Source organism: Vibrio sp. S11_S32 (genome assembly GCF_014694465.1).
GTDB classification, from domain to species: Bacteria; Pseudomonadota; Gammaproteobacteria; order Enterobacterales; family Vibrionaceae; genus Vibrio; species Vibrio algicola.
Genome location: NZ_JAAUWS010000008.1, coordinates 70,441 through 85,353, shown reverse-complemented (window position 1 = coordinate 85,353; position 14,913 = coordinate 70,441). Strand labels below are relative to the sequence as shown.

The following is a 14,913-nucleotide window of genomic DNA, read 5'->3' as shown; positions in this document are numbered from 1 at the left end:
ATTATTGTTTCCCTGTTTGGTCTGAAACTGCCACGGTTTTATCAAGCATAGGTTTTAACACCGCCTCACCACGTTGTAATAATTCAGCTCCCAACTCTGGCGTCCATTGCTTCCAAATTCGTTGAATATAATCGTTACTGCCTTCGCCGGCAAAGCTGTAACTGTCTTGGAAAACTTTCGCCATCGCTTTAATTGCTTTTTCTTTATCACTTTCTTTCGTAAACCCAAACCAAGTCGAATTATTTTGACTCCAATCGGATTTTTCATACCCTACTTCGACTCCAGCCATGGCGGTTTTTGGCACAAAGCATAACGGCGCATTTAAGCCTTGGTAGTAATACCTCACTAATTCGGTGAGTAAATCTAAAGCCATATTTTGCTCAAGAGCTTGAAACTGAAAGTGTTGCAAACCTTGTTTATTCAGCCCCAACAGTTCGCTGGTTTGACACGCGCCACTGGCATTCATGCACAGATGTTCTAACCAGCACCCCAGCATATTAACGCCATGTATTGAGCCGGTGCGGTAGCGAACCAAACTGGTTTTATTTGAAGTAGCGGCGTCTGAAGTAGCATCGTCTGAAGTAACATCGGGAGCTGAGTGTCGATAAAGACCATTCAACCAGCCGCTGATTTTAAGTGGGTAAACCACCCCATCAAGCTCAATCGTAAGGCTAAGATTGATTTCAATGTCCGGTTGCAACTGCGCAGTTAACTGAGTTAATGGCGGGATCAGTTGTTCGACCTTATTGATCAATTGCGTCGAAGTTAACTGGCCAAACTGGGCCAAGGGTAATTTCCCTTGCGCGCTTTGTTCCCCAATCACCTGCTGAGCTATCGAGCTAAAATCGTGGTTTGGATCGCCATTAACTCGCGCTGCCAACCATGCGCTAAGTAAGTGTTCACTAATCTGGTACGACTCTAAACCATTCAGGTTAAACGGTTCATCATCACTGCAATTGGATAATGCTTCACTGCCATCAAAATACGCTTTTAAACGTTGATTGAAGAAGTACTTAACCGGCAAGCGCCAAAAACGTTGTAACTCTTGCAGTTCAAGTGAATACACCCCAAGGTGGTCCGGTTCAAGTTGTTTGATGTAAGGTTCTAACTCCGCTGGCGCTTCATTATCTCTTGAATTATCAATGCCATCCGCCACGTCAATTGAACGTGCCACCGGAAGCCACTCTTTGGCATAACTGGCAATGGCGGGATCGTAGTCGTTATCGTGTGCATTGCCGGTAGCAAACACACTGGGGCTAAAGGGCACCAGCGGATGATAATGGGTGATCGTGTTTATAAGCGCCACACCAGAATCATCACTTGGTAAGTGCTCACTACCAATTAAGGCATAGTTTTGTTGGCAGTATTCCAATAACTCCGCCACCAGCACCGATGGCTCTTTGGCGCTGTTATCTTGGATCGAGCGCCCTGCGTAACTGATGTATAAATTGTTTTGCGCCGATTGCAGGGCTTCTAAAAACAAATAGCGATCATCATCTCGGCGCGAACGGTCACCTGCGCGAGTTCGCCCTGCGATCAAATCAAAACTTTCAGGATTGACACTGCGTGGATACAAACCATCATTCATGCCTAACAAGCACACAGTTTTAAAGGGGATCGAGCGCATTGGCATCAAGGTACAAAAGTTCACTTGTCCAGCTAAAAAGCGCTGACTGACACGCGAACTGGAGAGGTGATCTTGTAAATATTGCTCTAGTACTTGCGGTGAAATCGCATCGGTAACGCCGGCATCGCTTAATTGTTGCTGTAACTGCTGCAAACAAGCGCGAATCGACGCCAACACGCTTTCGCCTTCTAAGTCGACCGAGAAGAAATCCTCTAACAGTTTAAATAAGGTATGTTGCCAATTGTCAAAGGATTGAGTTTGTAGCAATTGGTCGCGATAATACTGCAAACGGCGCACAAATTCGGCTAATTTACCGGCAAGCTCCGCATCCATGCCTTGGGCTTCATCAAAGGGTGCGATATCCCCTTCGACACCATGAAATAATCCTGATTGCTCAGAAATCGCATACCCCATCAACATCCGTTCGATACCGAATAACCAAGTGTTGTGTTTTTGATTCGGCAATTCAAACTGTTGTGCGGTTTTCTCATCTAATCCCCACCGGATCCCCACTTGCTCAACCCAATTAGTCACTCGTTCAAATTGCTGTGGTTCAATCCCAAATCGCGCCATCACCGCCGGCACTTCTAGCAGTTGTAAAATTTCGGATGCTTGGCAACGCTGTTTTGGCAACGTTAATAAAGCCATAAACGCTTGCAGAATAGGATTTTCTTGATCGGCGCTGCGATCGGAAATCGAATAAGGAATAAAACGCTCATTGGGCGCATTGCCAAACACTGCCTGAATGGCATGACTGTAGGCATTAATATCCGCCACCATCACGATAATATCGCGCGGTTTTAAACTAGGGTCGGCATCAAACATGGCCAATAATCGATCATGTAACACTTCTACTTCGCGCATCGGGCTATGACAAACATGCAATTGCAGCGAATGGTCGCCCAACGCTATAACGGGTTTGTGCTCACTATCGTTTAGTTTTTGATCGTCTTGATGTTCGCGTAATTCTAAGATATCGGCTTGAATACAATGCAGTAAACTTTGCGACTCAATATCGACAAACGCGTCGATTTCATTGGCTTCCAGTTGAGACAGCAAATACAGATTATCGCGCCCAAGTTTGCCCATAGAAGCCAATAAACTATTGCCTACCGCCTCTTCCGTATGCAGTTGTTGCCATTCTGGTTGAGCATTTTGTTCAATGCTTCCTTTCAATTGTTCGGTGGCTTCACCTAACTCAGACTGATTATGCAACCAACGCATTTTTTGCCGATTTTTCGCCGCCAACTTGGCCAGATATTTACGGTCTTTCACATCGCCCCAGTAATAACGACAAGGATTGGTAAACATTAAATGTACATCAATATGCTGGCCAAGAGCATGCAGCGCATCCATATATCGAGGGGGTAGCGCGGTAATACCAAACACAAATAAACGCGGTGGTAATCCTTGTGGCGTTTCCAGCATAGATTCTAATGTATCAATGAAATGATCATAGAGATTGGCTCGATGATAAGGTGATTGATCGAGCGCCACGGTTTGATCGTACAAAGCTTGCCATAAAATAGGTTGCCATGGATGCTCATCGCCGAGCTCTTCCACCACCTCACCCGCTTCCCAAGTGGCGATCCATTCAGGGCGATAAACTAAATAACCATCGAAAGTGTCGGCAATTTTCTCGGCTAATTGATAGCGTTTGGATTGGTCATCATCGTCTTGCAGGTACTGTTTAAGTGGCGAAAATTCGGCTAGTTCTAATTGCTGCGGCAACAGTTGCATTAATTTCCAGGTCATCGCTTCTTTATTAAAAGCGCTGCGCTTTGGAACATCAGTCAGCACCTTGGTAAACATTTCCCAAATAAAGGTCGCCGGTAGCGGAAAGGTTAAGTTGGCTGCCACACCAAACTCTTGCGCCATTTCCATTTTTAACCATTGTGACATGCCTGGGCTTTGCACCAAGATTTGCTCTGAATCGAACGGATTTTGCAGTGGATTTAAACGAATCAATTCCACTAATAATGATTTAAGCACATCAACTTGGTTGGAATGGTAAATAGTAAACACAAGGCACCTGACAATAATTTTGGAGGGATGGTAAAAGACTATCACAAAAGCCATTTTTCACCCTATAGGCATTTGATAAATCGAACATTACAATCTTAAAACCCCATCATCACAAAATAAGGTAATTCATTTCCCACCATCAATACACGCGTGTAAGATAGGCCGATTGTTAGTTTCAAAGCCAATGCCTCATTACCCAGGACAAATATGAACATCACACTGAAACAACTCAAAGTATTCGCCACCATCACCCAACATAAAACCTTGACGGTGTCGGCTGAAAAGTTGTTCTTATCCAAAGCAGCAGTCAGTTTGTCTTTAGCAGAATTAGAGCGTCAACTCGGCCACTCATTATTTGATCGGGTCAATAATCGCTTAGTATTAAACCAAGAAGGTAAACGACTGTTGCCTCTTGCTGATGAGTTATTGCACCGCACCGAGGATATTGGCAGCTTATTCCAAGCCAACGATGCCTTAAACGGTGAACTAAAAGTTGGCGCGAGTGACACCATTGGCAACCAAGTGGCACCGTATTTATTACGCGATTTTCGTCTGCAAACTCAACATCATCACCAAGGTTTATTTATTTCGAATACCGCGCTGATTTGCCAAAAGCTCATGGATTATCAGCTTGATATTGGCTTGGTCGAAGGGAAAGTTCAGTCCGATCAATTGATCATGCAAGAATGGGGACAAGATGAAATGTGCGTCGTGTGCTCGCCCGATCACCCACTGGCTCAGCAAAGCAATTTACGCATTAGCGATTTAGAATCAAGTGAATGGTTATTACGAGAACCCGGCTCCGGCACGCGAGAATTCTTCCTACGCACCATCGCGCCAAGACTAGAGAATTGGCATGAGGCATTTCAACTTAATACCACCGAAGCCATTTTAAATTCTACCACCGCCAACCTAGGCTTAGCCTGTTTATCTCGTCTGGCGGCGCAATCAGCCATTAACAGTAAACGAGTCATAGAGATCCCACTACCATTAGATATGACCCGCCGATTTTGGTTATTAGTGCATAAAGAAAAATACCAAAGCCCACTATTAAAAACATTCATTGGTTTTTGCTCTGACTGGAAACTGCCAAAGCATGGTTAGTGGAGTAAAACCAATGAGAGCCAACTTAACGTTAGCTCTCACTTGATTACAGATCTTATTTTGCACTCGTCTGTGCGCTGTTATGCGCGACAAATTCACCAATAAGCTGGTAGGTGGTTTGCACTTCTTTTGGAACAAGATTTTGGATCATCAAATACGCATGTGTCACGGTTGGAAAATGCTGATGTTGAAGTGGAACTCCAGCGGCTTTTAAACGCGCAGCATAAGCAAAATCTTCATCACGCAGCGGATCAAGCCCACCGGTAAACAACAACACTTTTGGATAAGCCTTGGTTATTGGCATATATAATGGCGAGTGCTCACGACGATCTTCTTTATTTTGAAAATACTGATCGAAGTACCAACTGATCTTAGTTTCATCTAATAATTTACCGGTGCCATTTTCTTTTAATGAAGGCCAAGCAAGGGTGTAATCCAAGCTAGGGTAAATTAAAACAAGTTGGTTAATAAATCCGGCATGTGAGGTTTGAAATTCCGCCGCTAGAGTCGCACTAAAAGCACCACCACCACTGTCGCCAGCTAAGGTTAGATTATGCTGATAGGCGATATGTTGGCTGTCTAACAAAGAGTATGTTTGCAGTAAAACGGCGCGCGCATCATTCAAACCCGCTGGGTAAGGATTTTCTGGCGCAAGACGATAATCGACCGCCACCACAATGTCACCCGTTGCCAATGCCAAATTGCGAGCGATAGGATCATACACACCGACCGAACCGCTAAGATGCCCGCCGCCATGAATAAAGAAAAGCACACCTGGCTTAGTCGCTTTATTGCTCAATGGCTTATGATAGATACGCGCAGGGATACGTCAGCCATTGGTATTCACATCCACATTAACAATATCAAGATTGCCTTTTGGCGTTGGGGTATAGGCTTTCGTTAAGCTTGCCAACCCTTCGCGCGAACTCAATGCGTCATAATGAGGTGTTGGTCACAACGGAACTTGACTCAGGTAAATTGATTGCGCTACTTCAACCTTATACCCGCAGTGAATTTGAATTCAGCTTGTATTACCAACCAAGATATAAAATGCCACTGCGAGTACGAGAATTTAAAGACTATTTAATTAAGCGCACTAAAGAGTTAAAAACCGACGTATTTTCTGTTTGAACCGTGTGTTTTCATTATCTCGTTATTGGAGGTACTTTCAGCTAAAAGATAGCTTTTAACCGAACAATTTACTCCAAATACTTGGGTTGCGCTTATCATGGTATTCAATTCTAAGCTCATCAACTTGGCGTAATTGTTGTTTCGCTTGATCAAGTTCCCCTGCTTTTAGGCTCGTTTCTACATTCTCCAACGTAACCGTTAATTTATTGAAACCTTCCAAGTACAAGTCTTGCTTTTCTGGTGGATAAGCACCTAACTTCGCTTTATCAATCAACTCAGTCAGGTTGGTCACTGGTACTTGCATCTCACTGATAGTTTGCGCTTCAGCAGCATGCTTGAATTCGAATTTCATTTCTTTCATCGTCGCTTTCAGATCCGATCCGGCAGCATAAACATTGGCGCTAACCAATAAGGCAATAAACGGGATTAACTTTTTCATAGCACAACTTTATTAAGTGTTTGAATAGTGATGAAAGTGTAACCAAAGGCGCGCTTTGGACACAAGCATAACTTGTATACGAGGTGTTACGAGGTGAACAGAAGCCGAAGCTCCCTCCTCAACCTTACTGGACAATCAGCTTAAAAAACTGTATAAAAACCCAGTCGAAATAAACTTACATAATACGGGGATAACCATGGCTGTAATCGTCAAGTACGTGGTGGAACGCAACGGAGAAGAGAAGATGACTTTTACTTCTAAAGCTGAAGCTGACGCTTATGACAAAATGTTAGATATGGCGGATGAGCTATTTACTTTGTTAGAAACCAGCAAACTTATCGAAGATGACGCACAAAAAGAAGAATTGTCGCTTTATCTGGCTCAAAACAAAGAAGAAGTCCTTTACGCGCTTGGTGCTAAACGTAAACCAACACCAAAGAAAGCGGTAAAAGCAGTCCCAGAGACTGATGAAGAAAGCGATGACGCAGATGCGGCTTAGTTTTTCCCTGATCTGATTTAAAGTACATAAAGGCAATAATCGCAAACGCGGTTGTTGCCTTTTTTATTGCCGAAGTAATTGAAGTTAACGCGCAGAAGGATTAGTGTTGATGCAATTAGAAAATTAAAAAGGCATTAAAATGAAAGAGTTAATCATTCATATTTTAACCGTATTTATGGGCTTTTTTGCCATCATGAACCCTATCGCAAATACGCCGATTTTTTTAGGCTTAACTAAAGGTGATGATAGAGCGACCACCAAGTCGGTGGCATTACGATCCACTTTCCTCGCGTTTATTATTATTACCATTTTCGCCATCAGTGGTAAGGTCATTTTCGATATCTTTGGTATTACCTTATACGCCTTACGCATTACCGGCGGGATCTTGGTATTTTTAATTGGTTTTCACATGCTGCAAGGCAAGTCGCCAGCCGATAAACCGCAAACTAAAGATGTTGATATAGAAGCACAAAAAAAAGCCGCTTTGGGCTTAGCGATTACCCCCCTTGCAATGCCTCTTTTGGCCGGTCCCGGCACCATAGCAACCGCGATGAACTTCGCCGCTTCTGGTGGCATAACCCAACTGGTCACCACCATTATTTCTTTTGGGCTACTGTGTATTTTAACCTATTTCTTATTTGTGTTTGGCGAGCGATTTGTCAAAGCGATTGGTCCAAGTGCATTGGATGTGGTCACTCGAATGATGGGTTTAATTTTGGCGGTTATCGGTATGCAAATGCTGATTGAAGGTATTGAGCAAGCATTCAAAGCGTTCACTTAAGCTGACTTATAGCTTCACGCCTTCATGGTTTATCCAATGAGAAGGCTGAATATTGAAGGCTAATCGCTAAATACTGCGATTAGCTTTTTTATTGTCTGCCTCAATTAATTACATTATTTTCACTTCAAGCCTTTTCACTGCGCGGCGCAATCATTATGATTGAACTAACAGTTTTACATTCAATCAGTCGATTCAATCAACTTGATACCAATTATTTTATATGGAGAAACATCTTAAATGGCTAATTTCGCACTTGCCTTCGGCACCGCAACTAAAAACCGTGATGGCAAAATCATCGAAGCATTCTTCCCAAGCCCAGTAATCAATCCATCCGATACTTTGGTCGCGGCGATTTCTCAAGTGACTGGTTACAAGCAAGGCAACCAAGCGATTGAGATCACTCCTGAAATCGCATCAGAATTGGCAACCGCTTTTGCAGCTCAAGGTGATATTGCCAATGCCGATTTTGCTGAAAAAGCAACGCAATCATCAGCGCCATTAGTGCTCGTTATTTTAGCCACCGATGAGCAGCCAACGTCGGTTGCTGAAGGCTTCTTAAAACTGCAACTTATTTCTCATCGTTTAGCTAAGCCACACGGCATTGTACTGGATGGTATTTTTGGCCTGCTGCACAACATTGCTTGGACTAACCAAGGTCCTATCGATTTACCTGAACTTGCGGCGCGTCAAATTGATGCTCGCCTAAAAGGTGAAGTGATCACGGTCGATTGCGTGGATAAATTCCCTAAAATGGTGGACTACATTGTTCCAACAGGAGTGCGTATTGCCGATACTTCTCGTGTTCGTCTTGGCGCGCATGTGGGTGAAGGTACAACGGTTATGCATGAAGGTTTCATTAACTTCAATGCAGGTACTACTGGGGTAAGCATGGTTGAAGGTCGAATCTCTGCTGGCGTGATGGTTGGCGAAGGCTCTGATATCGGTGGCGGCGCGTCTATCATGGGTACGCTTTCTGGTGGCGGTAAAGTGGTGATCAAGATTGGCGAAAACAGCCTGCTTGGCGCTAACGCAGGTCTTGGTTTCCCAATGGGCGATCGCTGTACCATTGAATCTGGTCTCTACATTACCGCTGGTACTAAAGTAACCATGCTTGATGCCTCTGGCAATGAAGTTGAAGTGGCAAAAGCACGCGATCTTGCTGGTAAACCTGATCTTTTATTCCGTCGCAATTCAGTGACAGGTAAGATTGAATGCCTCACCAATAAGTCAGCGGTTGAGCTTAACAGTGAGCTACACAGCAATAACTAATTGATGGTATTTATCCTTTTAGGTTGTGATAGCTAAAAAGCTCAACACTTAAAAACATGAACCCGCTAGTTAATTGAAATCCCAGAATTTATCTGGGATTTTTTGTATCTAAACCAAGGGGAACCTATCATGACCCAAAAGCTTTTAGATCATAGCAGGCCAAATAGTTTTAGTACTCAAAAATAACGTAATAGTGAGAATCTTTCCCATACGCCCCGTTGTCAGGTAAAATAGCCAGATTATTGTAATTTGAATTATGCTATGACTATTTCTCACTCTGCGATCCAATCGACACAAACCACCCCGACCCTTGCTGAAGATGCGAGTGTAGGCTCAGTTATTATCGACTCACTGCTTGATACCGATGCCTATAAACTGCATATGCAACAAGCGGTTTTTCATCAATATCCGAATGTTGATGTGGTGGCCGAGTTTCATTGTCGTAGCCAAGAAGACTTAAGCGCATTACTCGAACCACTAAAAGCTCAAATTATCGCCTTATGCCAATTACGCTTCACCGCACCTGAGTTAGATTACCTTGCATCATTACCTTTTTATCAAGCCGATTATCTGGCGTATTTGGCGCAATTTCAGCTCAGTGAAGATACCATTGAGGTCTGCGTGCAAGCAGGACAACTCAAGGTCAAGTTAAGCGGCAAATGGTTGGATGTGATTTTATGGGAAGTGCCATTACTGGCGATCATCAGTGAATTACGTTTGCAACTAAAATACCCTGATATTCAAGTCAGTGATGCGGTGACTCACTTAAAGCACAAGCTTGCCCTCTTTAATCAACAGCCAAACATTTCTGATTTCAATTTAATTGATTTTGGTACGCGTCGCCGTTTTTCTAAAGCAGTACAAGACGCGATTGTAAGTGAGCTGATTGAGCACTGCCCGCAATTTACCGGCACATCAAATTATGCGCTGGCGTATAAATACAATATTCCTGCAGTCGGCACTCAAGCGCATGAATGGTTCCAAGCACATCAGCAACTCTGCGCTGTTTTGGCCAATTCACAGCAAATGGCATTAAGCTCATGGTTAAAAGAATACCCCAACACGCTTGGGCTGGCGTTAACCGACTGCATCACTATGGATGCATTTTTGCGTGATTTTAACGCGGACTTCTCGCATCAATTTATCGGTTTGCGTCATGATAGTGGTGATCCAATCGCATGGGGCGAGAAAGCAATTCGTCATTACCAAACGCTAGGCATTGATCCAACCACCAAAGTCTTAGTCTTTTCTGATGGTCTATCGCTTGAAAAAGCCACCGAAATCTACACTCACTTTGTTGGGCGTATTCAAACCAGTTTCGGCATTGGCACTAAGCTGACCTGCGATATCCCAAATGTCGATAGCTTAAACATCGTATTAAAGCTGACCGCTTGCCAAGGCAAACCTGTGGCTAAGATTTCCGATGAACCTGGCAAAAGTATGTGTCGCGACGAAGCTTATTTACAGCAGTTAAAAAAAGCATTTAAGCTGGCATCGTAATTGTGCAAGCTCACAATTAACTCTAAATCACAACTTATCATCTCATCACTGACAAAGCGCTCTTTCTAAGATAATCTCAATGCAGGTTATCTTAGTAGGACGCTCTCATGCCGCTTAACAATCTTTCCACCACTCAGTTACTTTCGAATCGTTCACTGACAAATCAATCTCTAGAGACACATTTAGCGCAGCAAATCGTTGACCGTACGATGGCGATCATTAACACCAATATTAATGTGATGGATAACACAGGTCGAATTATCTCAAGTGGTGATCCTAGCCGTATTGGGCAATTACATGATGGGGCATTATTAGCGATTCAGCATGATGACACGGTGGAGGTGAGCCAATCTGATCATGATAGCGAACACACCCTAAAAGGGGTTAAAGCTGGAATAAATCTATTGCTTAAACACCAACAAAAAATCGTTGGTGTGGTTGGGATCACCGGCGATCCCGAGCAAATCCGCACCTACGCTAAGCTGGTTAAAATGACAGCTGAAATGTTGATTGAACATTCATTTTTGGTCGAGCAATTACAGTGGGATAAACGCCATATCGAGGAATTTATTTCTTTATTGATAACCAATCAACTGGATCAAGAACAATTAAACTTATGGGCGAATAGACTGCAATTGGATCTTTCTCAACCAAGAATTGCTATGCTGATCGAGCTTGATAAAGACATTGACGCTAATGACTTTAGTTCGATTAAACAAGCGGTTAATTCGCTTGAAAATCCCACTAAAAATAATTTAATGGCGGTCACGTCTACTAATCAAATCGTGGTACTGGCGCCTTGCCATATAAAAAAGGGTCAAAGGGTTCCTGCGACTGAGAGTAAAAAAATAGACCGACTATTAATCCAACTTAAACGCCAAGGCATCCATCACTTACATATCGCCCTCGGACAGTTTTTTACCAATTTTAATCATATCCATTTGTCTTATCAAAGTGCCTTGCAAGTTCTCGCCAGTGGGAAAAATAAAGATCCACAACAAGCCAAATATCTATTTGATGAATTTCGTTTGCCGGTACTGTTATCGCCTTTAGCGCAGCAATGGCAAGGTGAGCAACTCAGCCAAGCTGTAGCGAGCTTAAAGCAACAAGATAAGTCAGGACAATTACTTAAAACCTTGCACGCACTGTTCGAGCATCAAGGTAATTTAAAAGCTTGCGCTGAAAGTCTGTTTATTCACCGTAACACTCTGCGTTATCGCCTCGATAAAATTGAATCGATCACTCATATTTCACCGCATAATTTTACCGGATTGGTTGAATTGTATATTTCGTCACAGCTAATAGAGGTAACAGCATAAATTGGGGCATGAACTCGACTTCGCATTCTTATTGTTCATTTGCACAGTTTTTGACATTTCACCGCTTGTAATATTTGGCACTATCGCTAAAGGATTTATCCATACTTGCTGCCATAATAAAACCTTCATAACAGGGTAAAGGACATCAAAATGAAAATTGTTATCGCCCCCGATTCATTTAAAGAAAGTTTAACCGCCAAGCAAGTGTGCCAAGCCATTGAAGATGGTCTGCGCCGTGTGTGGCCTCAAGCCGAATATGTACAAGTTCCTGTTGCCGATGGCGGCGAAGGAACCGTGCAATCTTTAATTGATGCCACTCAAGGTGAGTTGATCGAACTTAGTGTAACTGGCCCATTAAAAATGCCAGTTGAGGCTTTTTATGGACGACTTGGTGGAGATAACCAATCAACCGCAATTATCGAAATGGCGGCTGCCAGCGGGTTACACCATGTTAAATCTGAACAGCGCGATCCTAAACTCACCACCAGCTTTGGCACTGGAGAGTTGATTTTGCATGCACTCAATAGTGGCGTGACAAAATTAATCTTAGGCCTAGGCGGCAGCGCCACTAATGATGGTGGTATGGGAATGCTAGAAGCTCTAGGAGTGCGTTTTTTAGATGAGGCCCAACAACCCATTGCAGGTAATGGTATTGGCTTAACTCAAATAAAAACGATTGATATCAGTGGCCTTGATGCGCGTTTAGCCAATTGTGACATTGAGATCGCGTGTGATGTGGATAATCCATTATGCGGCGAAGATGGCGCAACCGTCACTTTTGGTCAGCAAAAAGGCGCCAGTGCACAAGACACTCAGCTACTTGATCAAGCGCTCAGTCATTACGCTGATTTAATCGAGCAACAACTGGGAAAATCAGTAAAAGACATCCAAGGTGCTGGCGCGGCTGGCGGCTTAGGGGCGGCCTTCCTCTGCTTTACTTCTGCCACTTTAAAGCCAGGTATCGAAATCGTATTAGCAACATTAAACATCGACACTCAGTTAAAAGGTAGCGATTTAGTCATTACAGGTGAAGGCCGAATCGATTGGCAAAGTGCTCATGGTAAGACCCCAGTCGGAGTCGCCAAAGCCGCGAAACGCTATGATATCCCTGTGATTGCATTGGCGGGTTGTTTAGGTGATAACTATCAAGAAGTGTATGACTACGGTATTGACGCGGTCTTTGCCGCCATTCCTCGCCCGTTAGACCTAGCCACCGCTTTTGCCGAGGCTGAAATCAACATGGCGAACTTAGCCGAGAATGTGGCACGGGTTTGGCAAGTTAGCCGGTAGTTAAACCAGCACCACAAAACAACAGCCATAATCGAATTAACCTGATTAACCAAATCAGTTGAACCAATTGAATCAATTAAATGCAACACATCACACCGACATAAATATTTACACAGTAAGCGGCTACTGCGATCACAAATATCAACTGGTTGGACCTTTGTCTTATTGTGCTTTGCTAATTATCACGCTACAAATGTTAATATTATGTAAAAACAACCACAAGGTGTGATTATGAGCTCAAGCTTAGAGATGGATTTCAATACGTTAAGCATGCCGCACGAAAAGGTATTAGAGTGGGCACAACAGCGTCCAAACGAAATTTATTTATCGCAACCAATTGATCGAAAAATGAAAACCTTCACTTATTTTGAAGTGGTCGATCAAGCCTTAAGTTTAGTCACAGCATTACAAGGATTAGGTTTCCAGCCACGAGATAAAATCGCCCTCATTTCAAAAAACTGCGCCGAGTGGTTTATTTGTGATTTAGCCTTAATGCTGGGTGACTATGTGAGTGTACCGATTTTCCCAACTGCAGGCGGAGAAACGATTGAACATTGCTTAACCCATAGTGAAGCCAAAGCGGTGATTGTGGGTAAATTAGACGACAATCAAGCCACGGTTGAAGTGTTAGCGGCTCATCCTGAAATAGTGTCAATAAGTTTACCGTATACCAATGTTCCCACTTGTCAGCATGAATATTCTGTTTTAGTTGAAAGCCATCAGCCAAGCACAGAGAGACCCAATCACCGTACTGACACCTTGATGTCGCTGGTATATACCTCGGGCACCTCTGGCCTGCCGAAAGGCGCAATGCTCACTTATGGCGGCTTTGCGTGGAGTGCGCATAACATTAGCAACCATATCGGACTCGAAAACGACGATAAATTGTTATCTTACCTTCCTTTGGCCCATATTACCGAGCGAGTGTATATCCTAGGCTCGTCAATGATTGGTGGCGTGCCGACGGGGTTTGTCGAGAGCTTAGATACCTTTATTGATGATGTTAAAAACCAGCAACCTACTTTGTTTATCTCGGTGCCACGTTTATGGACGCTATTCCAACAACGTATTTTAGATAAAATGCCACAACGTAAGTTAAACATTTTACTGGCGATCCCGTTTATTAACTCTATCGTTAAAAAGAAAATCGCCACCGGTTTAGGCCTAGATAAAGCGCGAGTACTTGGCTGTGGCTCTGCGCCAATTTCACCTGCGTTGTTAGACTGGTATCACAAGGTTGGCATGAATATCACCGAAGCATGGGGCATGACCGAAACCTTTGCTTATAGCACCATTAACTATCCATTTAGAGCCGATAAAATTGGCACCGTTGGCCCAGCAGGTCCTGGGGTAGAAATACAAATTGCCAGCGATCAAGAAATCATGGTGCGTGGTCATGGATTATTTGCCGGTTATTACAAGAATGATCAAGCGACTCAAGAAAGTTTTGATGACAATGGTTGGCTACACACTGGTGATATTGGCAGTTTGGATGATGAAGGCTTCTTATCCATTGAAGGGCGTAAAAAAGATACCTTCAAAACCGCTAAAGGCAAGTTTGTTTCCCCTGTTCCGATTGAGAAAAAAATCTTTGAACATTCGCGAGTCGAAATGATGTGTTTAATTGGATTGGGCTTACCCGCGCCAATTTTACTGGTGATCCCGCACGCCTTTAAACACTTTGATCGCGATCGTTATGAGCGAAAGACCAAAAAGATCATTGCTCAAATTAACCAAGATTTAGAATCCCATGCCAAAATCAAAGGCGTGTTAATGATCAAAGAACCTTGGTCGATTGAAAATAATATCTTAACCCCAACCTTAAAAATCAAACGTCATGTGCTAGAGAAAAAATATCATGATGTTGGTGCTAACTGGCCAAGTGATAAATTTGTGGTGTGGGAGGAATGAGTCTAAGGCCAGATTGCT

Annotated in this window: 12 protein-coding genes; 9 read left to right on the top strand and 3 right to left on the bottom strand. The window is 43.4% G+C overall.

All coding sequences use genetic code 11. The features are described from left to right. Position 1: 1 nt before the first annotated feature. Complete coding sequence (recC, locus tag HC723_RS06740) at positions 2–3,652, bottom strand: exodeoxyribonuclease V subunit gamma (RefSeq protein WP_190338588.1); 3,651 nt, start codon at positions 3,650–3,652, stop codon at positions 2–4. A gap of 207 nt (positions 3,653–3,859) precedes the next feature. Here recC and HC723_RS06735 point away from each other — a divergent pair, with 207 nt between their 5' ends. Next, positions 3,860–4,756: a LysR family transcriptional regulator gene (locus HC723_RS06735; protein ID WP_190338587.1), complete on the top strand. Its 897-nt coding sequence runs from the start codon at positions 3,860–3,862 to the stop codon at positions 4,754–4,756. A 55-nt stretch (positions 4,757–4,811) separates the two neighbouring features. Here HC723_RS06735 and HC723_RS06730 read toward each other — a convergent pair whose 3' ends face one another. After that, a complete protein-coding gene (locus HC723_RS06730) occupies positions 4,812–5,555 on the bottom strand; it encodes an alpha/beta hydrolase (RefSeq protein WP_190338586.1) in 744 nt (247 codons plus the stop codon). A 107-nt stretch (positions 5,556–5,662) separates the two neighbouring features. On the opposite strand from HC723_RS06730, the gene HC723_RS06725 reads away from it, so the two are divergent. Beyond that, positions 5,663–5,887: a hypothetical protein gene (locus HC723_RS06725; protein WP_190338585.1), complete on the top strand. Its 225-nt coding sequence runs from the start codon at positions 5,663–5,665 to the stop codon at positions 5,885–5,887. 55 nt (positions 5,888–5,942) lie between these two features. On the opposite strand, the gene HC723_RS06720 is transcribed toward HC723_RS06725, so the two are convergent. Continuing rightward, a complete protein-coding gene (locus HC723_RS06720; RefSeq protein ID WP_190338584.1) occupies positions 5,943–6,326 on the bottom strand; it encodes a cytochrome b562 in 384 nt (127 codons plus the stop codon). 196 nt (positions 6,327–6,522) lie between these two features. Between HC723_RS06720 and HC723_RS06715 the strand changes: the two genes are divergently transcribed. The 7 genes from HC723_RS06715 to HC723_RS06685 all read left to right on the top strand — a co-directional run bounded on the left by HC723_RS06715 (position 6,523) and on the right by HC723_RS06685 (position 14,895). Then, entirely contained in the window at positions 6,523–6,825 is a 303-nt protein-coding gene (locus HC723_RS06715; protein WP_190338583.1) for a YebG family protein, read from the top strand. A 139-nt stretch (positions 6,826–6,964) separates the two neighbouring features. Next, entirely contained in the window at positions 6,965–7,606 is a 642-nt protein-coding gene (locus HC723_RS06710) for a MarC family protein (RefSeq protein WP_190338582.1), read from the top strand. A 237-nt stretch (positions 7,607–7,843) separates the two neighbouring features. Then, positions 7,844–8,875, top strand: a complete 1,032-nt coding sequence (gene dapD / locus HC723_RS06705; RefSeq protein WP_153447528.1) for a 2,3,4,5-tetrahydropyridine-2,6-dicarboxylate N-succinyltransferase — start codon at positions 7,844–7,846, stop codon at positions 8,873–8,875. 261 nt (positions 8,876–9,136) lie between these two features. After that, on the top strand, positions 9,137–10,375 hold the full coding sequence (pncB, locus tag HC723_RS06700; RefSeq protein WP_190338581.1) for a nicotinate phosphoribosyltransferase: 1,239 nt from the start codon (positions 9,137–9,139) through the stop codon (positions 10,373–10,375). A gap of 107 nt (positions 10,376–10,482) precedes the next feature. Continuing rightward, positions 10,483–11,694, top strand: a complete 1,212-nt coding sequence (locus tag HC723_RS06695) for a sugar diacid recognition domain-containing protein (RefSeq protein ID WP_190338580.1) — start codon at positions 10,483–10,485, stop codon at positions 11,692–11,694. A 150-nt stretch (positions 11,695–11,844) separates the two neighbouring features. Next, positions 11,845–12,984, top strand: a complete 1,140-nt coding sequence (locus tag HC723_RS06690) for a glycerate kinase (RefSeq protein WP_190338579.1) — start codon at positions 11,845–11,847, stop codon at positions 12,982–12,984. Between the two features lie 231 nt (positions 12,985–13,215). After that, positions 13,216–14,895, top strand: coding sequence for an AMP-binding protein (locus HC723_RS06685; RefSeq protein ID WP_190338578.1), 1,680 nt, complete (start codon positions 13,216–13,218; stop codon positions 14,893–14,895). The last annotated feature ends 18 nt before the right edge of the window (positions 14,896–14,913 follow it).